At 71.9% G+C, this 19,004-nt stretch carries 17 protein-coding genes; 9 read left to right on the forward strand and 8 right to left on the reverse strand.

The genetic code is table 11. The annotated features are described in order from the left end of the window. Positions 1–16 precede the first annotated feature (16 nt). The 5 genes from ABZ340_RS11865 to ABZ340_RS11885 all read left to right on the forward strand — a co-directional run bounded on the left by ABZ340_RS11865 (position 17) and on the right by ABZ340_RS11885 (position 5,703). A complete protein-coding gene (locus ABZ340_RS11865) occupies positions 17–1,369 on the forward strand; it encodes a M18 family aminopeptidase (protein WP_358781601.1) in 1,353 nt (450 codons plus the stop codon). 114 nt (positions 1,370–1,483) lie between these two features. Further along, on the forward strand, positions 1,484–1,747 hold the full coding sequence (locus ABZ340_RS11870; RefSeq protein WP_358781602.1) for a hypothetical protein: 264 nt from the start codon (positions 1,484–1,486) through the stop codon (positions 1,745–1,747). 192 nt (positions 1,748–1,939) lie between these two features. Next, complete coding sequence (locus ABZ340_RS11875; protein ID WP_358781603.1) at positions 1,940–2,281, forward strand: hypothetical protein; 342 nt, start codon at positions 1,940–1,942, stop codon at positions 2,279–2,281. A 378-nt stretch (positions 2,282–2,659) separates the two neighbouring features. Continuing rightward, a complete protein-coding gene (locus tag ABZ340_RS11880; protein ID WP_358781604.1) occupies positions 2,660–3,244 on the forward strand; it encodes a hypothetical protein in 585 nt (194 codons plus the stop codon). 149 nt (positions 3,245–3,393) lie between these two features. Further along, positions 3,394–5,703 (forward strand): hypothetical protein, encoded by a 2,310-nt coding sequence (locus tag ABZ340_RS11885; RefSeq protein WP_358781605.1) that lies wholly within the window; start codon positions 3,394–3,396, stop codon positions 5,701–5,703. A gap of 31 nt (positions 5,704–5,734) precedes the next feature. On the opposite strand, the gene ABZ340_RS11890 is transcribed toward ABZ340_RS11885, so the two are convergent. Next, positions 5,735–7,567 (reverse strand): NHL domain-containing thioredoxin family protein, encoded by a 1,833-nt coding sequence (locus ABZ340_RS11890; RefSeq protein ID WP_358781606.1) that lies wholly within the window; start codon positions 7,565–7,567, stop codon positions 5,735–5,737. Between the two features lie 62 nt (positions 7,568–7,629). After that, on the reverse strand, positions 7,630–8,022 hold the full coding sequence (locus ABZ340_RS11895; protein ID WP_358781607.1) for a cupin domain-containing protein: 393 nt from the start codon (positions 8,020–8,022) through the stop codon (positions 7,630–7,632). Positions 8,023–8,073: 51 nt separating this feature from the next. On the opposite strand from ABZ340_RS11895, the gene ABZ340_RS11900 reads away from it, so the two are divergent. Together ABZ340_RS11900 and ABZ340_RS11905 are read left to right on the forward strand one after the other, a co-directional pair. Then, positions 8,074–9,087 carry a helix-turn-helix domain-containing protein gene (locus ABZ340_RS11900; RefSeq protein WP_358781608.1) on the forward strand — a complete coding sequence of 338 codons (1,014 nt, stop codon included), beginning with the start codon at positions 8,074–8,076 and terminating at the stop codon, positions 9,085–9,087. After that, complete coding sequence (locus tag ABZ340_RS11905; protein ID WP_358781609.1) at positions 9,084–9,578, forward strand: LURP-one-related family protein; 495 nt, start codon at positions 9,084–9,086, stop codon at positions 9,576–9,578. The genes ABZ340_RS11900 and ABZ340_RS11905 overlap by 4 nt, the downstream gene beginning before the upstream one ends. Positions 9,579–9,886: 308 nt before the next feature. On the opposite strand, the gene ABZ340_RS11910 is transcribed toward ABZ340_RS11905, so the two are convergent. After that, positions 9,887–10,684, reverse strand: coding sequence for a carbon-nitrogen family hydrolase (locus tag ABZ340_RS11910; protein ID WP_358781610.1), 798 nt, complete (start codon positions 10,682–10,684; stop codon positions 9,887–9,889). A 241-nt stretch (positions 10,685–10,925) separates the two neighbouring features. On the opposite strand from ABZ340_RS11910, the gene ABZ340_RS11915 reads away from it, so the two are divergent. Further along, positions 10,926–11,750 carry a maleylpyruvate isomerase family mycothiol-dependent enzyme gene (locus tag ABZ340_RS11915; RefSeq protein WP_358781611.1) on the forward strand — a complete coding sequence of 275 codons (825 nt, stop codon included), beginning with the start codon at positions 10,926–10,928 and terminating at the stop codon, positions 11,748–11,750. 84 nt (positions 11,751–11,834) lie between these two features. Here the strand turns inward: ABZ340_RS11915 and ABZ340_RS11920 are convergent, their stop codons facing one another. Together ABZ340_RS11920 and ABZ340_RS11925 are read right to left on the reverse strand one after the other, a co-directional pair. Next, a complete protein-coding gene (locus ABZ340_RS11920; RefSeq protein WP_358781612.1) occupies positions 11,835–13,151 on the reverse strand; it encodes an MFS transporter in 1,317 nt (438 codons plus the stop codon). Continuing rightward, complete coding sequence (locus ABZ340_RS11925; RefSeq protein ID WP_358781613.1) at positions 13,148–13,798, reverse strand: GntR family transcriptional regulator; 651 nt, start codon at positions 13,796–13,798, stop codon at positions 13,148–13,150. Before ABZ340_RS11925 ends, ABZ340_RS11920 begins: the two co-directional genes overlap by 4 nt. Positions 13,799–14,045: 247 nt before the next feature. On the opposite strand from ABZ340_RS11925, the gene ABZ340_RS11930 reads away from it, so the two are divergent. Then, the gene (locus ABZ340_RS11930; protein WP_358781614.1) at positions 14,046–14,945 is read left to right on the forward strand and encodes a D-alanyl-D-alanine carboxypeptidase; all 900 of its coding nucleotides are present in this window, start codon (positions 14,046–14,048) and stop codon (positions 14,943–14,945) included. Positions 14,946–15,047: 102 nt separating this feature from the next. On the opposite strand, the gene ABZ340_RS11935 is transcribed toward ABZ340_RS11930, so the two are convergent. From ABZ340_RS11935 to pdhA, 3 genes are read right to left on the reverse strand one after another with little or no spacing between them, the layout of a single operon-like run. Then, complete coding sequence (locus ABZ340_RS11935; protein ID WP_358781615.1) at positions 15,048–16,511, reverse strand: dihydrolipoamide acetyltransferase family protein; 1,464 nt, start codon at positions 16,509–16,511, stop codon at positions 15,048–15,050. 10 nt (positions 16,512–16,521) lie between these two features. Next, positions 16,522–17,487 (reverse strand): alpha-ketoacid dehydrogenase subunit beta, encoded by a 966-nt coding sequence (locus ABZ340_RS11940; protein WP_358781663.1) that lies wholly within the window; start codon positions 17,485–17,487, stop codon positions 16,522–16,524. A gap of 32 nt (positions 17,488–17,519) precedes the next feature. Continuing rightward, on the reverse strand, positions 17,520–18,767 hold the full coding sequence (pdhA, locus tag ABZ340_RS11945; protein ID WP_358781616.1) for a pyruvate dehydrogenase (acetyl-transferring) E1 component subunit alpha: 1,248 nt from the start codon (positions 18,765–18,767) through the stop codon (positions 17,520–17,522). Positions 18,768–19,004: the final 237 nt, after the last annotated feature.

Raw genomic sequence — 19,004 nt, forward strand, 5'->3', positions numbered from 1 at the left:
CGTTAAGGTGAACACCATGAGCGCACCCTCCCGTCCGTCGTCACCCGCCACCGCCCCTCCAGGGAGCGCTTCGCGCGCGCCTCAGGTCTTCCACCGCCCCCACACCGACGACCTCATGGCCTTCCTGGCGGCGAGCCCGACGCCGTACCACGCCGTGGCCAACGCCGCCGAACGGCTGGAGAAGGCCGGCTTCCGGCAGGTCGCGGAGACGGACGCCTGGGACGGGACCAGCGGCGGGAAGTACGTGCTGCGCGGCGGTGCGATCGTGGCCTGGTACGTCCCCGAGGGCGCGGACCCCCACACCCCCTTCCGGATCGTCGGCGCCCACACCGACTCCCCCGGCCTGCGCGTCAAGCCGCTGCCCGACAGCGGGGCGCACGGCTGGCGCCAGGTCGCCGTGGAGATCTACGGCGGCCCGCTGATGAACTCCTGGCTCGACCGGGACCTGGGCCTGGCCGGCCGCCTCACCCTGCGCGACGGCTCGACGCGCCTGGTCGACGTCGACCGCCCGCTGCTGCGCGTCCCGCAGCTCGCCATCCACCTGGACCGCTCGGTCTCCACCGAGGGCCTCAAGCTGGACAAGCAGCGCCACCTCCAGCCGGTGTGGGGCCTGGGCGACGACGTCCGCGACGGCGACCTCGTCGCCTTCCTGGAGGAGACGGCCGGCATCCCCGCCGGCGAGGTCACCGGCTGGGACCTGATGACGTACCCCGTGGAGGCCCCCGCCTACCTGGGCCGCGACCGGGAGCTGGTGGCGGGCCCGCGCATGGACAACCTGCTGTCCGTGCACGCCGGCACCGCCGCCCTGGCCGCCGTCGCCACCTCGGGCGACGCCCTGCCGTACATCCCCGTGCTGGCCGCCTTCGACCACGAGGAGAACGGCTCGCAGTCGGACACCGGCGCCGACGGCCCGCTCCTCGGCACCGTCCTGGAGCGCTCGGTGTTCGCGCGCGGCGGCTCGTACGAGGACCGGGCGCGCGCCTTCGCGGGCACCGTCTGCCTCTCCTCCGACACCGGCCACGCCGTGCACCCCAACTACGCGGAGCGGCACGACCCGACGCACCACCCGCGCGTCAACGGCGGGCCGATCCTGAAGGTCAACGTCAACAACCGCTACGCGACCGACGGTTCGGGCCGCGCGGTGTTCGTCGCCGCCTGCGAGAAGGCGAACGTCCCCTTCCAGTCGTTCGTCTCCCACAACTCCATGCCGTGCGGCACGACGATCGGCCCCATCACCGCCGCCCGGCACGGCATCCGCACCGTCGACATCGGCGTGGCCATCCTGTCGATGCACAGCGCCCGCGAACTGTGCGGCGCCGACGACCCGTACCTGCTGGCGAACGCGCTGGTGGCGTTCCTGGAGGGCTAGCCACCGAGGCGTCAACCCCGGGCCCGCGCATGGGCGTTGGACCCGGGGGTACCCGCACGGAACCGGATCGACCGGAAAGCCCGGACCGACCGGACCGACAGGGAGGCGACACTCATGGGCCTCGGCGGGTGCATCATCCTCATCGCCGCGGGAGCCATCCTCACGTTCGCGACCGACTGGGACATGCGGGGCGTCAACCTCGATGTGGTGGGCGTCATCCTCATGATCGTCGGCCTGATCGGCGTCTCGACGTTCAGCAGCATCGCCCGGCGCCGGCGCGTGGTGGTCCCGCCCACCACGCCGGTCGTCGACGAGCAGGCGGCCCCGCACCACCACCACCGCGGCGACGGCCGCTACAGCGACGGGTACGGCGTCTGACGCGACGCTTCGGGCCACGCGCCGGATCGCTTGGGACCCGGAGGATGCTGAGAATCGGATAGTTTCAATGGCCGATATTGAACGAACAGAATGTTCGATTAGCGTCACTTCATTCGAATATCACATTCGAACTTCGAGTTCCTGACGCAAGGGGCACTCTACTGAGTAGATAACTCAGTAGAGTGCCACGTTATGGACTTCACCGTTATCGCGCACGCCGTCGAGGTGGACCATGGCGTCAAGCGCGTTTCCATGCGCTTCATCAAGAAGTACGCGGCGCCGGAGCGCCAGCGTCTGAGCGCCGAGCTGTGTCACGAGATCTCCCGGGAGTTGGAGAAACTCGGACTCATCACCCTGCCCAGACGGCTGCCGACATCGGAGAACGAGTACGTCTTCGTCCTCTCCAAGGACGGCCCCTTGGGGCAGGCGGTGGCGCTCGCATCGAAGCTGGCGGCGCTCGATCAGTACGGGGAGAACCGGATGCCCTGGCTTTTCGACAACCATCCAGGGATCAAAGAAAGGCTTCTTTCTTGATTCTCATATTTTTGAAGATGCACTCAGTCTTTCGCAGTACTTAAACGATCAGATGTGCGCACTTCTGGCCCAGAGCAGCTGACGGCACGGGTCGGTGGGGGCGAGTCGGTACAGTCCTGACTGCGCGAAGCGAGGCGCCTGCAACGCGCAAGCACCGCCGTTGCAGCGGATGCTCCAACACTTCTCCTGTCGTGCCACGGAGTCGCCATGCACGCTTTCGCTGATCAGCCCGCCCTCCCCGCCGCCGGCGGCGGGGATGACCACCGCTCCGAGATATTTGCTCCAGCCAAGAGCTCTCCTCTGTACGTCTACGCCTGCGTCCTCTCGGGAGGCCGCGATATGTCTGTGGCCGGATGGTTGCGTGTCGACTGGGATGCCTTGGAGTCGAAAGAGGCTGCTGCGGCTTGGTCCGGGTTCCGGGAGGAGCTCCACGGCGACCCCCTGCTGAACATCCGGCGCGGCGACATCCTTCGCGCCCGTAAACTCGCGGCCGGTCAGGGCAGACCGCGCATCCCCTCGACCGGCCGCGGCCCCAGCAAGGCCGAACGGTGGGAATACCGCAAGGTCCTCAAGCGCGGGCTGGCCACGATCGCGTCGCTGCCCGGTACGACCGTCGGCACCGCTCGATCCGGGACCGCCAACGTCCCGGCGACGGCCGAAGCGGTCCTCGGACGCCTCGCAGCGCGGCACACAGCGCACGGCACGGCCGCGCTGGCGGTCATCCGCACGAACACGGCCGCGCCCTCGTGGTACGACCTCACGCCCGTTCCGGCCGCTGCGGCACCGCCGCGCCCCGCCCAGGCCCCGTCCCATGTCCAGGCTGGGGTGGAAGAGCTGCTGGAGGCGGCGGAGTTCGTCGCGTACTGCGCCTACCAGCACCTTGCCCACCGGCCCAACCGGCGCTTCCTGTGGGAGTGGTACCCCGAACTGCTGCCCGAAGCCGAAGGCCCCCTGGTCCTCTGACCACACGCCGCACCGGCCCTCGGCGGGGCCGGTGCGGCACACCGTTCACCTCTCGCGCACCTTCCTCTCTCCCGCATCTCCGCCCCGCCTTCCCTGTCCTCTCCCTCACTCCCCTTCCCAGCCTCTCCGCCTCCACGAGGACTTCAGTCATGCCTCTTCCCGCCTCCCGCTCCTTCTCGGTGCAGTACGGCTCCGAATCCGTACTCGTGTCGAATGTCGACCCCGAACTGCCGTCCCCGCCTACGGAAGCGGACCTCGCCAAGGTGGTGGAAGCCGGCCGGGACAACCCGGTCGTCCTCCTGCCGGAGGCTGCCCTGCAAGCGATCGCCCGCGCCACCACCAGCCCCGAGGCGGTGGCCGTACAACTGCGGCCCACGGCGGCCGAGCCGACCGGGCTGCTCATGGTGGAGAACGTCGACGGCGCCACCCTGCGCTCGGCCGTCACCCGCGTCTTCCTGAGCGAACTGCTGCCCGGCATCCAGCCCCGTACCGGCATGGAGGTCATGGAGGTCCCCGACCCTCAGGTCCAAGGCGTCACGGACGCCGACCGTCCCTGCGCCAGCATCCGGTACCGGTACCGGGACCCCACTCACCTACAGGACCACGTGTGGCAGACCCTGCACGCCACGCTCTCGCTCAACAGCTACGGGCCCTCCGTCCTCGCCCGCAAGGTCACCCGGAACCTGATCACCCACCCGGTCGAGATCACCTTCGAGGACGGCACCGAGTCCTTCCACGCCTTGGTCGTGCGAGACGGCATCACCCGGCTCGCCAGCGCCTGGGAGGTCCAGACGGGCCCCGGCGCGGAGCCGGCGGACGTCGCCACGCTGGCCGTGAACGCCTTCTTCGGCAAGACCATCGCTGCTCCCGGGCCAGCCAGCGAGACCTTGGAGCGACGGCTGGCCGCACGGCGGGAGAAATGGCGCCGGACGCTCAGGGAGGAGTTCGCCCGGGAGATCGCCGAGCCGGAACCCGGGCTGCGCGCCGCCCAAATCGCACAGACCTACGTCGTCCCCGCCCAGGTCGCCGTGGGCGTCGAAGGGCACCCGGGCCATCTCCTCGCCGCCGAGGACGTCTTCGACGACGCGATCCGGTCCGTGCTGGCATCGGTGCACGTGGAGTTCAAGCAGTGGGACACGGCCGCGCAGAACGTCGAGGTTGCCACCCGTGCCCTGAAACGGGTGATCCAGCTCGGCGACTCCCTCGTGCCGAAGGACGACCTCCAGACGATCTACGGGCTGGCCGTCGGCCGTATCCAGCCAGAGGACCTGCCGCAGCACTTCGACGGTGATCCCTCCCCACCGGGCACGGCCCTGTGGCGGGCCGTCTACCTGGTGCACGCCCTGACCCGGCCGGAGTTGCTGGAGCCGCTCAAGGACCAGGCCAAGGCCATCAAGGGCGGCAGGCGGATGGGGCTGAAGGGCTTCGCGGAACTCCTCGGCCCACTGATCGACCTGCCCTGGCGGGCGCACAAGAAGCACGTCACCAAGCAGGCGCGCAACGCCTGGAACAACGGCGGCGTCCTGACCTCCGACGTGATCCAGGAGTGGGAGCCCCGTCCCACGGACGACTTCACCACTCTCGTGGGGCCCGCGATGGCCGGGGATATCGACGCGCGCTGCACCCTCGCCGTGGCCGGCGGGGTGGCGCTGATCGCCGACAAGCTGCTGACCCGCAACGTCGGCTCCGCCCTGATGGCCGCCAAGGAGAAGGGGGGCGTCCCGTTCCGTGCCGACGTCAACCAGGTGATCGAGGATCTGTCCCAGAAACACAACGAGACGGGGCTGTGGACGCTGGCCTTGGCTGCCGAACGGTTCCGCGACGACGCGCTGCCGGAGAACGCGGTGACCATGCGCCAACTGGTCCGGCAGAAAACCGGCGGGACCGGCGGGACCGGCGCGCACTACGCCCACTACAAGGTGGACCTCTCCCGTGATGACAAGATCGAGCGCGACGACGACGAGGCGCCGGTGCTACTGCACCAGTGGGACATCGTCTGGGCCTCGAACCCCGACCGCGCCCGCAAGGCCCACTCTGCCAGGCCCCCGGCCCTTCTCCTGCCCCGCCCGGCCTCCGGCACCGCGGCACGGAGCACGGGAACGGAAACAGACGCGGAGGACGCGGCGGGTGAGCCGTCCGGCGCGCAGGCGGGCGGCTCGTCCGGCACCCCAGCCCCCGGTAACCGGCCCGCCAGCCAGCGCGCCGCCGACCACCGGAACACCCTGCGGGCGAGCGTGACGGCGGCCAGGGACGCCATGGACCAGCTCCTGCTGCTGGAACCTGTGGTCGGCAGCCACACGCCCGTCGTCCCGCCGGATACGCTCGACGCCCTCCTCGACCAGATCGTCAGCCTCCAGGCGGACGTCGAGAACCTGCGCCGGAAGACGGCGCGGGACGACAGCCCCACCGCCACCGCGGAACAGGACCCGGACGAGGAAGCGGCGGAGGCGGACCTCTAGATCACCCGGGACGCCGCCACGGACGCGGGTTCTAGCCCTCGTCCATCCCCGCCAGCACCAGCGGCAGCCGGTCCGCGCCGCCCTCGGTGAGGCGGACCGGGACACCCCAGTCCTGCTGGTGGACGTGGCAGGCCGGGTACTCGTTGGCCGGATCGTCGTCGCAGGACGCCGCCATCGCCGAGACGTGCAGGACACCCTCCGGCACGGCGGGGTCGAGCTCCAGGGCGCGGGAGAGATCGGTCCCCGCGCCCTCGCCGGCCAGCAGCAGCTCGGGCGGGGTGGCCGACACCAGCAGACGGGTCGACGGACCGTAGCGCGTGTCGAGCTTCTGCCCCGCCGGCGCCTGGAAGATCACGTCCAGCCGGAGCCGGCCGGGCGCCACCTCGGTCGCCGCGCGCCGGGTGCGGTGGGCGACGGCCTCGACGCGGACCGCCTCCTCCGGCAGCCGCAGCCGGGTCAGCCGGTGCCGGGCCGACTCCACCACCACGATGTCGTCGCCGACGAGGACGGCGTCGCTGGGCTCGCGCAGGTCCGTGGCCAGGGTGGTGACCTCGCCGGTGGCCGGGTCGTAGCGGCGCAGGGCGTGGTTGTAGGTGTCGCTGACGGCGACCGAGCCGTCGGGCAGCGCCGTGACGCCCAGCGGGTGCTGGAGCAGCGCCTGCCCGGCGTCCCCGTCCCGGTGCCCGAAGTCGAACAGCCCGGTGCCGACGGCCGTGTGCACGGCGCCGTCGGGGTCCACCCAGCGCAGCGCGGACGTCTCGGAGTCGGCGAGCCACAGCCGCTCGGGCGTGGCCGCCAGCCCCGACGGCTGCGCGAACCATGCCTCCTCGCCCGGCCCGTCGACGAGCCCCTCGTTGGTCGTCCCGGCCGTGACGGCCACGGTCCCGTCGGCCGGGTCGTACGCCCACAGCTGGTGCACCCCGGCCATGGCGATCCACACCCGGCCGTTCCACCAGGCGACGTCCCAGGGGGAGGAGAGGCTGACCTCGCGGCCGGGGCCCGCCGTGGCATCGCCCTGCATCCACTGGCGGCCGGTGCCGGCCAGGGTCGTGACCTCGCCCGAGGCCACGTCCAGGCGGCGCAGGGCGTGGTTGACGGTGTCGGCGACGACCACGGACCCGTCCTCCAGCAGCGCCAGCCCCTGCGGCTCGTTGAAGGACGCCGTGGCGAGGTCGCCGTCCGCGAACCCGCGCGTCCCGGCGCCGATCCGCCGCACCTCGCTCTCCCCGTCCGCCGCCAGCTCCACCAGCTGGTGCCGGGTGGTGTCGCTGACGAGGAAGTTCCCGGACGGCAGCAGCAGCGCCTTGCCCGGGAAGCGCAGCGTCGTCGGCTCCGGCTCCGGCGGCACGTACGGCCCGTCGCCACGCCGCAGCGTCCCCTTCGCCGCGTGCTCGGCCTCCAGTTCCTCCACCAGCCGCTCGATGGCGTGCGCGTGCCCCTCACCGGCGTGCTGGGCGACGACGTACCCCTCCGGGTCGATCACGACGAGCGTCGGCCAGGCCCGCACCGCGTACTGCTTCCAGGTGGCCAGCTCCGGGTCGTCCAGGACGGGGTGCTCGACGCCGTACCGCTCCACGGCGTCGGCCACCGCGCGGTGCTCGGCCTCGTGGACGAACTTCGGCGAGTGCACCCCGATGACCACGACCGTGTCCCGGTGCTTCTCCTCCAGCTCGCGCAGCTCGTCCAGGACGTGCAGGCAGTTGATGCAGCAGAAGGTCCAGAAGTCCAGGATGACGATGCGTCCGCGCAGGTCGGACAGGGCGTACTGCTTCCCGCCCGTGTTCAGCCAGCCGCCCTTGCCGATCAGCTCGGGGGCACGGACACGGGCACGGCGGGGAACCGGGACGGGGGATGAATCGGCCATGGATCAAGGGTGCCACTCGCCACGGACATCCGTGCCGGCGCCCGGCCCGTCCGTGCGCCGCGTCACCTCAGCGCGTGTCCCGTCGTCGCGTCCACGTGGTCCGGCACCTCGTCGTGCCGGTCGCCGACGGTGAGGGTGCCGGTCGGTTCGAACATCAGGATCGCCGTGGGGACGGGGGCGTACGGCTTGTGTTCCGTGCCGCGCGGGACCGTGAAGACCGCGCCCTGGGGCAGGACGACCGTGCGCTCGCCGGCCGCCTCGCGCAGGCCGATGTGCAGCTCGCCGTCGAGGACGAGGAAGAACTCGTCGGTGTGGTCGTGCGCGTGCCAGACGTGCTCGCCCTCGACCTTGGCGACGCGGACGTCGTAGTCGTTGACGGCGGTGACGATGCGGGGACTCCACTGCTCGCTGAACGAGGCGAGGGCGGAGGCGAGGGAGATCGGTTCCTGGGTCATGCGGTCATCCTCGGGCTGTCGCGGGCGGCGCACGAGTGCTAGGAATCGCAGATGCCGCAAGGATCCTCTCAGCCCGCCCCGGCCGTGCGCCCGCACCGCGTCGCCGTGATCGTCGACGAGGGCACCAACCCCTTCGAGGTCGGCGTCGCCACCGAGCTGTTCGGGCTGCCCCGGCCCGAGCTGGGGCCCGGCGGGCCGCTCTACGAGGTGACGCTGTGCACGCCGACGCCCGGGGTGCGGATGAACCACGGCTTCTTCACGCTGACCGGCGTGCCCGGCCTGGAGGCGGCGGACGACGCGGACACCCTCGTCGTACCGGGCCGTCCGGACAACGTCGTCCCGCGCGGGGAGGCCGTCCTGGACGCGATCCGCCGCACGCACGCGCGGGGCGCGCGCGTGGTGAGCTTCTGCACCGGCACCTTCGCGCTCGCCGAGGCCGGGCTGCTGGACGGGCGGCGGGCGACGACCCACTGGATGTGGGCGGACTCCTTCCGCGCGCTGCACCCGGGGGTCGTCCTGGAACCGGACGTGCTCTTCGTGGACGAGGGCGGTGTCCTCACCGCCGCGGGCAGCGCTGCCGCGCTGGACCTCGGGCTGCACCTGTGGCGGCAGGACCACGGCGCCGAGATCGCCAACGCCGTCTCGCGGCGGCTGGTGTTCGCCGCGCACCGGGACGGCGGGCAGCGGCAGTTCGTGGAGCGGCCGGTGCCGGACGTGCCCGGCGCCTCGCTCGCGCCGGTGCTGGCGTGGGCGCAGGAGCGGCTGGACCGGCCGCTGACGGTCGCGGACCTGGCGGCCCGCGCGGCGGTCTCCCCGGCCACCCTGCACCGGCGCTTCCACGCACAGCTCGGCACGACGCCGCTCGCCTGGCTGACCGCCGAGCGCGTGACCCTCGCGCGGCGGCTGATCGAGCGCGGGGAGGAGCGGCTGGACGTGGTGGCGGCCCGGTGCGGGCTGGGTACGGCGGCGAACCTGCGGGCGCGGCTGCGGCGCGAGACGGGGCTCAGCCCGTCGGCCTACCGGCGGCGTTTCGGACCGGGCGGCGGGGAACCGCTCCGTGCATGAGATTCCTCGTGTACGACCGGCTCCTCGGCTTCGGTGACGACTACTGGATCGAGGACGACCGCGGCAACAGGGCCTTCCTCGTCGACGGCAAGGCGATGCGCCTGCGGGACAGGTGGGAGCTGAAGGACCCCCAGGGCCGGGTCCTGATCGACATCCGGCAGAAGATGCTCGCCCTGCGGGACACCCTGGTGATCGAGCGGAACGGCGAGCCGCTGGCGACGATCCGGCGCAAGCGGCTGTCGCTGCTGCGCAACCACTACCGGGTCGCCCTGGCCGACGGCAACGAGCTGGACGTCAGCGGCAAGATCCTCGACCGGGAGTTCGCCATCGAGTACGACGGTGAGCTCCTGGCCGTCGTCTCGCGGCGCCTGCTGACCGTGCGGGACACCTACGGCGTGGACATCGTCCGGGACGACGCCGACCCGGCGCTGCTCATCGCGGTGACGGTGTGCGTGATCCACCTGTCCGAGAAGGAGCGGGAAGACGGCTGACCCCGGCTGGGGGCGTACCGCCGGCGCGGCGGCCATCAGCGCGCCCGCCCCGCCCGCGCGCCCGCGCACCCGGCGGGGCACACCCAGCGAGGCACACCCAGCGGGGCACACCCAGCGAGGCGCACCCAGCGGGGCACACCCAGCGAGGCGCACCCAGCGGGGGTGGGGTCACCGGTGCGGCGATGCGGCGATGCGGCGATGCGGCGATGCGGCAGCATGGCGGCGCGGCCGTCACCAGTGCGGCGATGCGGCGGCGCGGCCGTCACCAGTGCGGCGATGCGGCGGCGCAACCGTCACCGGCGCGGTGGTCACCGGCGCGGTGGCGTCTCCAGCCCCAGCACACGGTCCTTCAGCGCCGGGAAGCGCTCCCGCGTGGCCGCCACCGACGCGGGGTCGAACTCCACGGTGAGGACCTCCTCGTCCGGGCCCGCCTGGGCCAGCACCTCGCCCCACGGATCGACCACGATCGAGTGACCGGCCTGCGGAACTCCCGCGTGTGTCCCGGCCGTTCCACACGCGAGGACGAACGCCTGGTTCTCCACCGCCCGCGCCTGAGCCAGCAGCGTCCAATGGGAGCGGCGGCGCTCGGGCCAGCCCGCCGGGACGACGAGGGTCTCGGCGCCGGCGGTGACCAGCCCGCGGAAGAGTTCGGGGAAACGGAGGTCGTAGCAGGTCGCCACGCCGAGGGTCGTCCCGGGCAGACGGACCGTCACCAGCTCGCGCCCCGCGCCCATCAGCACGGCCTCGCCCTTGTCGAAGCCGAAGCGATGGATCTTGCGGTAGGCGGCGGCCAGGTCGCCGGAGGGGGAGAAGACGAGGGAGGTGTTGTAGAGGGTCCCGTCGGGGTCGCGTTCCGGGATCGAGCCCGCGTGCAGCCACACGCCCGCGTCGCTCGCGGCCTTGGCCATCACCTCGTACGTCGGTCCCCGGAGCGGCTCGGCCCCGGCGCCGAAGTCCTCGAAGGCGAACGCGCCGGTGGTCCACAGCTCGGGCAGGACGACCAGGTCGGCGCCCTCCTGCTCCCGTACGAGGGCGGCCACGCGCCGGCGGCGCGACGCGACCGGTTCCCCCTCGTCCACGGCGATCTGGATCAGAGAAGCGCGCACACTACCACCGTCCTGGCCATCGGAGCCGTCCACACGGGCCTCCCCACGGCCTACGATCGTCACACGAAAGCACTGCCGGGGTACCGCACAGCAGCGTAACTTGGGGGTCCCCCCTGCTCGAAGCCTGCGCGCAGCGGAGGCGAGGGCTCGGGGGAGTCCGAAGACGCCCGCCGAGTGCAGCCACCTCCCACTGGCACCGCCGCCACCTGCCCGTGTACCGACCGCCGAGGGGTCCCGTTCCGTGAGTCTGCATCCCACCCTCCAGCCCTACGCCGATGCCTGGACCCACTCCATCGAGGCGATATCCGAGCTGGTCCAGCCCCTCGTGGAGGGCGAGTGGAACCGGCGCACACCGTGCCCGGGGTGGTCGGTCCGCGACGTGGTCTCCCACGTCATCGGGCTGGACTCCGAGATGCTCGGCGACCCGCGCCCCATCCACACGCTGCCGCGCGACCTGTTCCACGTCACCACCGACCACCAGCGCTACATGGAGCTGCAGGTCGACGTCCGCCGCCACCACACGGCGCCGGAGATGACCGCCGAGCTGGAGTACATGATCATCCGCCGCAACCGCCAGCTGCGGAACGAGAACCGCGACCCCGGCGCCAAGGTCCGCGGCCCGTACGGCGCCGACCTCACCCTGGAGGAGTCGATGCGCCGGCACGCCTTCGACGTGTGGGCGCACGAGCAGGACCTGCGCACCGCCCTCGGCCGCCCGGGCAACCTCGACTCCCCCGGCGCGTACGTCGCGCGGGACGTGCTGCTCGACGAGCTGCCGCGGGTCGTCGCCGAGGACGCGCACGCGCCGCGCAGCTCGGCCGTCGTGGTGGACGTCCACGGCCCGGTGGAGTTCCTGCGCACGGTGCGCGTGGACATCCAGGGCCGCGGCACCCTGGAGACGGTTCCCGCGCTCGGGCCGGCCGCCTCCCTCTCCCTCGACTGGGAGACCTACGTCCGCCTGGCCTGCGGGCGGGTGACGCCGGAGGCGGTGGCGGACCGCGTCAAGACGGAGGGCGACCAGGAGCTGGCGGCGGCCATCCTGCGGAACTTCACGGTCACCAAGTAGTTCCCGGTCACCGAGTAGTTCCCGGTCACCAAGTAGTTCCCGGTCACCGAGCAAGCGGGGCGCCATGCCCTCGCACGCGACGGATCACGCGGGGACGTGCACCGTCTCCACCCGGCTGGCGACCAGCCGCTCCCGCTCCCGCCGGGCCGCGCGCCTGCGCAGCCGCAGGATCTGGGAGACGCCGAGCGCCTGGAGCACGAACACGGAGGAGAAGGCGACGGTGTAGTCGTCCCCGGTGGCGTCCAGCAGCACGCCGATCGCGAACAGCGTGGTCATCGAGGCGATGAAGCCGCCCATGTTGGTGATCCCGGACGCCGTTCCCTGCCGCTCCGGCGGGTTGGCGGGCCGCGCGAAGTCGAACCCGATCATCGACGCCGGGCCGCACGCCCCCAGCACCACGCACAACACGATCAGCAGCCCCATCGGAGCGTGCGCACCGGGCCAGGCGAGCGTCGCGGCCCACAGAAGGGCCGTCGCGGCCACCGTGCCCAGCGCCAGCGGCAGCCGCGCCCCGTGGTGCCGGGCGACGATCTGGCCGTAGACCAGGCCGACCGCCATGTTCGACAGCACGACGAGCGTGAGCAGTTCGCCCGCGGTCGCCCGGGTCAGGCCCTGCGCCTCGACCAGGAAGGGCAGGCCCCACAGCAGCAGGAACACCATCGCCGGGAACTGGGTGGTGAAGTGCACCCACAGGCCGAGCCGCGTCCCCGGCTCCCGCCACGACCGCGCGATCTGCCGCCGTACGTACGCGGCTCCCTGGTGCCCGGCCGGCTCCGGCTCGTGCCCCTCGGGGTGGTCCTTCAGGAAGAGCAGCAGCAGGACGAGCACGACGACGCCCGCCAGCGCGCTGCCCGCGAACGCCGCCTCCCACCCGATGCCGTGCAGCAGCCGCGCCACGACGAGGGTGGAGACGAGGTTGCCCGCCATGCCGGCCAGACCGGCGAGCTGGCCGACCAGCGGCCCGCGCCGGGCCGGGAACCAGCGGGTGCCCAGCCGCAGCACGCTGATGAACGTCATCGCGTCGCCACAGCCGAGCAGCGCCCGCGAGGCGAGCGCCATGCCGTACGACGGGGAGAACGCGAAGCCCAGCTGCCCCGCCGTGAACAGCACCGCGCCCAGGCCCAGCACCTTCTTGGTGCCGAGCCGGTCGACGAGCAGGCCGACGGGTATCTGCATGCCCGCGTAGACCAGGAGCTGGAGGATGGAGAAGGTGGACAGGGCCGAGGCGCCCACGTGGAAGCGGTCGGCGGCGTCGAGGCCGGCCACCCCCAGCGAGGTGCGGAAGGTGACGGCGACGAAGTAGACGGCGACGCCGACGCTCCAGACGCCGATCGCGCGCCGGCCGCCCGGCGGATCGCCGGGCAGGGTGGTGGAACCGTTCAGGGAGCTCGTCGAACTCATCGGACCTCCCCCCGGGCCAGGTTCGAGAACCAGCTCACGTGCCGGCGGACGACGGCGACGGCCGCCTCCGCGTCCCCGGCGCGCAGCGCGTCGAGGATCTCCCCGTGCTCGGCGAGGGTCTTGGCGATCCGGTCCGGGTGGGAGTGCATGACGGCGACGCCCATGCGCAACTGCCGGTCGCGGAGCTGGTCGTAGAGCCGGGAGAGGATCTCGTTGCCGCCGCTGCGGACGATCTCGGCGTGGAAGCAGCGGTCGGTGACGGCCGCGGCGGCGAAGTCGCCGGCGGCGGCCTGCTCCCGCTGCCGGACGAGCAGCCGCTCCAGCCGCTCGACCAGCCCGGGCAACGCGGGTACGGCCTTGCGTGCCGCGTGCTCCTCGACCAGCAGCCGGGTCTCCACGACGTCGGCGATCTCCTGTGCGGAGACGGGCAGTACCAGGGCGCCCTTCTTCGGGTAGAGCCGGATCAGCCCCTCGACCTCCAGCCGCAGCAGCGCCTCGCGCACCGGGGTGCGCGAGACCCCGACGGCCTCGGCGAGCTCGCCCTCGGTGAGGAGGGTCCCTCCCTCGTAACGGCGGTCGAGGACGCCCTGCTTGACGTGTGTGTAGACGCGGTCGGCGGCGGGGGGTTGCTTCACGGCCATGGTCATGCCCACAGGATAGATACAACAGGTACGCATCACGGCACCCATCCACCATGCGGACACCGGAGCGGGTCCGGGGCGAGTCCGGGCGGGTCCGGGGGAGTCCGGGGCGGGTCCGAAACGCGGGGAGTCCCACACCGATTCCCGCACAACCATCCGCGCCCGCCATGCGTCACACAGACGCGGCCCCGTGCTGCCCGCACCTCAACCTCGGCCGCGCCCACGGGCATTCAACGTAATCGGGGTAACTCACTTGAAGAACGGCATTCAGGGCATCCGTCTGGGCAGAGCCGTCGGCGCCACCGTGGCCGCCGGCGCCATGCTCGCCACCGGCCTCCTCTCCGCGGCACCCGCGCAGGCCGCCACCGCTCCCACGATCGCCGCCAAGGGCGGCTACGTGATGAACAACGCCACCGGCACGTCGCTGTACACCAAGGCCGCGGACACCAGGCGCTCCACCGGCTCGACGACGAAGATCATGACCGCCAAGGTCGTGCTCGCGCAGCCGAACCTCAACCTCGACGCCAAGGTCACGATCCAGAAGGCGTACAGCGACTACATCGTGTCGAAGAACGCCTCCTCGGCACGGCTGATCGTCGGCGACAAGGTCACCGTCCGCCAGCTGCTGTACGGGCTGATGCTGCCGTCCGGCTGCGACGCCGCCTACGCGCTCGCCGACAAGTTCGGCACGGGCTCGACGCGAGCCGCGCGCGTGAAGTCGTTCATCGGCAAGATGAACACCGCCGCCAAGAACCTCGGCCTGAAGAACACACACTTCGACTCCTTCGACGGCATCGGCAACGGCTCGAACTACTCCACGCCGCGCGACCTGACGAAGATCGCCAGCAGCGCGATGAAGAGCTCCACGTTCCGCACGATCGTCAAGACGAAGAAGTACACGGCCAAGACGATCACCAAGACCGGCAGCACCCGCACGATGGCGCCGTGGGTCAACACCAACACGCTGCTCAACAACTACAGCGGCACCATCGGCGTGAAGACCGGTTCCGGCCCCGAGGCCAAGTACTGCCTGGTCTTCGCCGCCACCCGCAACGGCAAGACCGTCATCGGCACGGTCCTGGCGTCGACGTCCGCGGCCCAGCGCGAGACGGACGCGAAGAAGCTGCTGAACTACGGCTTCAGCAGGGCCTGACGGCTCACGGCTGACAGCCGGCACCAGGCGCCCGGCGCCCGGTACGGACGACGAGGGGCCCGCCGCTTCGGCGGGCCCCTCATGCCGTTCCGTCCCGGGGCTTCACGCCCAGGTGATCAGCCGTTTCGGCTGTTCCAGGATCGCCGCCACGTCGGCCAGCACCTTCGAGCCCAGCTCGCCGTCGACCAGGCGGTGGTCGAAGGAGAGGGCCAGCGTGGTGACCTGTCGGGGCTTCACCTTGCCCTTGTGGACCCACGGCTGGGGCTTGATCGCGCCGACCGCGAGGATCGCGGACTCGCCGGGGTTGAGGATCGGCGTGCCGGTGTCGACGCCGAAGACGCCGACGTTGGTGATCGTCACCGTCCCGCCCTGCATCGCCGCCGGGGAGGTCCTGCCCTCGCGGGCCGTCGTCACCAGCTCGCCCAGCGCCTGCGCCAGCTGCGGGAGCGTCTTGGCGTGGGCGTCCTTGATGTTCGGGACGATCAGGCCGCGCGGGGTCGCCGCCGCGATGCCCAGGTTGACGTAGTGCTTGACCACGATCTCCTGGGCCGCCTCGTCCCAGGACGCGTTGATGTCCGGGTTGCGCTTGATCGCGACCAGCAGGGCCTTGGCGATCAGCAGGAGGGGGTTCACGCGCAGGCCCGCGAACTCCTTGTCCTGCTTCAGTTCCTCGACCAGCTTCAGCGTGCGGGTCACGTCCACCGTCACGAACTCCGTGACGTGCGGCGCGGTGAACGCCGAGCCGACCATCGCCGCGGCCGTCGCCTTGCGGACGCCCTTGACCGGGATACGGGTCTCGCGGGCGGTGTCGTACGTCACCGGCGCGGGGGCCGCGGGAACGGTCACCGGGGTCTCCACGACCGGCTCCGGCTCCGCCGCCGGCCGCGGGGCCGCCGCCGCGTGGACGTCCTCGCGGGTGATGATGCCGTCCGGGCCGGTCGGGGTGACCGTCGCCAGGTCGACGCCGAGGTCCTTGGCGAGCTTGCGCACCGGGGGCTTGGCCAGGGGGCGCTGCCGGACGTCCGGCCCGTGGCCGTTCAGCTCGGCCTGGATCGCGGCCGCCGGTGCCGGGGCGGCGGGGGCGGTCTGGGCGGCGGGGGCCTCCGGAGCCGGGGCCTCCGGAGCCGGGGCCTCCGCGGCCTTGCGGGGGCGGCGGCGGGTCGAGGAGGTGGCGACGCCGTAGCCGACCAGGACCGGCTGGCGGCCCGAGCCCTGCGGCTTCGGCTCCTCGGCCCGCTCCCCGGCCCGCTCTCCGGCTTGTCCCTCCGCGGCGGGCGCCGGTTCCTGCGCGGCGGGCGCGGCGCCGCCGCCGACGTCCACCGTGATGATCGCCGTGCCCACGTCCACCGTGGTGCCCTCGGGGAAGCGCAGCTCACGCACCACGCCGTCGTAGGGGATGGGGAGCTCGACGGCCGCCTTGGCGGTCTCGACCTCGCACACCACCTGACCGTCGGTGACCGTGTCACCGGGCTGGACGTACCACTTGAGGATCTCCGCCTCGGTGAGTCCCTCGCCCACGTCGGGCATCTTGAACTCGCGCACGGACCCTTCCGTCATCGTCGTCACGACCCTCTCCTCAGTACGCCAGCGAGCGGTCGACGGCATCCAGCACCCGGTCCAGGTCGGGCAGGTACTCCTCCTCCAGGCGGGCCGGCGGGTACGGGGCGTGGTAGCCGCCGACCCTCAGCACCGGGGCCTCCAGGTGGTAGAAGCAGCGCTCGGTGATGCGGGCGGCGATCTCCGCGCCGGAACCGAAGAACACCGGCGCCTCGTGGACCACGACCAGGCGGCGGGTCTTCTCCACCGACGCCTGGATCGCGTCGAAGTCGAGCGGGGAGACCGAGCGCAGGTCGAGGACCTCCAGGGACCTGCCCTCCTCGGCGGCGGCGTCGGCCACCTCCTGGCAGAGCTTCACCATCGGGCCGTAGGCGGCCAGGGTGAGGTCCGTGCCCTCGCGGACCACGCGCGCGGCGTGCAGCGGGCCGGGGATCGCCTCGGTGTCGACCTCGCCCTTGTCCCAGTAGCGCCGCTTGGGCTCGAAGAAGATCACCGGGTCGTCGCTCTGGATGGCCTGCTGCATCATCCAGTACGCGTCCGACGCGTTGGAGGGGCTGACCACCTTCAATCCCGCGACGTGCGCGAAGAGCGCCTCCGGGGACTCCGAGTGGTGCTCCACCGCGCCGATGCCGCCGCCGTAGGGGATGCGGACGACGACGGGCAGCTTGACCTTGCCCAGCGAGCGGGCGTGCATCTTCGCCAGCTGCGTGACGATCTGGTCGTACGCCGGGAAGACGAAACCGTCGAACTGGATCTCCACCACCGGGCGGTAGCCGCGCAGGGCGAGACCGATCGCCGTGCCGACGATGCCGGACTCGGCGAGGGGGGTGTCGATGACGCGGTCCTCCCCGAAGTCCTTCTGCAGGCCGTCCGTCACCCGGAAGACGCCGCCGAGCTTGCCGACGTCCTCACCCATGATCAGGACCTTGGGGTCGGTCTCCAGGGCGCGGCGCAGCGACTCGTTGATCGCCTTGGCCAGGGCCATGTTCTTGGTGGGCACGGTCTCCACGGCCATGATCAGACCCCCTCTGCGTCGGCGAACGACGCCTGGTAGGCGGCGAACTGCGCACGCTCCTCGTCGACGAGCGCGTGCCCGTCCGCGTACACGTTCTCGAAGAGGGCGAGCCGGTCCGGGTCCTCCATGGCACGGACCGCTTCGCGCACTCGTTTGCCCAACGCCTCGCTCTCGGCCTCCAGTTCCACGAAGAAGCTCTCGTCCGCGTGGCCGGCGGCTTCCAGGTGGCGGCGCAGGCGCAGGATCGGGTCCTTCGCCTCCCAGGCGGCCCGCTCGTCGTCGTGGCGGTAGCGGGTGGGGTCGTCGGAGGTGGTGTGCGCGCCCATGCGGTACGTCCACGCCTCGATCAGCGCCGGGCCCTCGCCGCGCCGGGCCCGCTCCAGGGCCCACCGGGTGACGGCGAGGGTGGCCAGGACGTCGTTGCCGTCCACGCGGACGCCGGGGAAGCCGAAGCCCTGGGCGCGCTGGTACAGCGGCACGCGGGTCTGCTTCTCGTTGGACTCCGAGATCGCCCACTGGTTGTTCTGGCAGAAGAACACGACCGGGGCGTTGTAGACGGCGGCGAAGTTGAACGCCTCGTTCACGTCGCCCTGGCTGGAGGCGCCGTCGCCGAAGTAGGCGATCACGGCCGAGTCGGCGCCGTCCTTGGCGATGCCCATGGCGTAGCCGGTGGCGTGCAGCGCCTGCGAGCCGATGACGATCGTGTAGAGGTGGAAGTTGTTGCCGTTGGGGTCCCAGCCGCCGTTGTTCACGCCGCGGAACATGCCGAGCAGGTTGGTCGGGTCGACCCCGCGGCACCAGGCGACGCCGTGCTCGCGGTAGGTCGGGAAGACGTAGTCGTCCTCGCGGGTGGCCCGGCCGGAACCGATCTGGGCGGCCTCCTGGCCGAGCAGGGAGGCCCACAGGCCGAGCTCGCCCTGGCGCTGCAGGGCGGTGGCCTCGGCGTCGAAGCGGCGGGTGAGCACCATGTCGCGGTACAGGCCGCGCAGCTCGTCGGGGGTGACGCCGGCGACGTACGCGCCGTACTCGGCGTTCTCGACGCGCTCGCCCTCGGGTGTGAGCAGCTGGACGAGCTCGGGCTCGGTGCGCTGTGCGGCGCTCTTCTCGGCGCTCTTCTCGGCGCTCTTCTGGGCAGTGGTGCGGGTGGTGCGCTTGGTGCCGGTGGTGCCGGCCGCCTTCGTACCGGTGGTCCCGGCCTTGCTCCCGGCGCTGCGTCGCGGCTTGCGCGCGGCAGTGCTCTCCACGGTCACGTGTGCTCCTCCGTCGGTCCGGCCCCCGGGTTCGCCGGGTGCCTGGGATCCCCCTGCTCCGTTCCGGAGCTCGGGAGAGCGGCTCACCTGTCTTCCGACGGGACGCACGGGGTGGGTGCGCCCGGTCGGGGACAGGCGTGACAGGTGCCCCGGCGAGCGCCCTGCAGAAAAGCACGTTACCCAGTGCTCCACATTTCTGTGAAACCCATCCTGACCTGCAATTTTGCTTGGATTTCC

It is taken from the genome of Streptomyces sp. NPDC006134, from assembly GCF_040628835.1.
Taxonomy (GTDB): domain Bacteria; phylum Actinomycetota; class Actinomycetes; order Streptomycetales; family Streptomycetaceae; genus Streptomyces.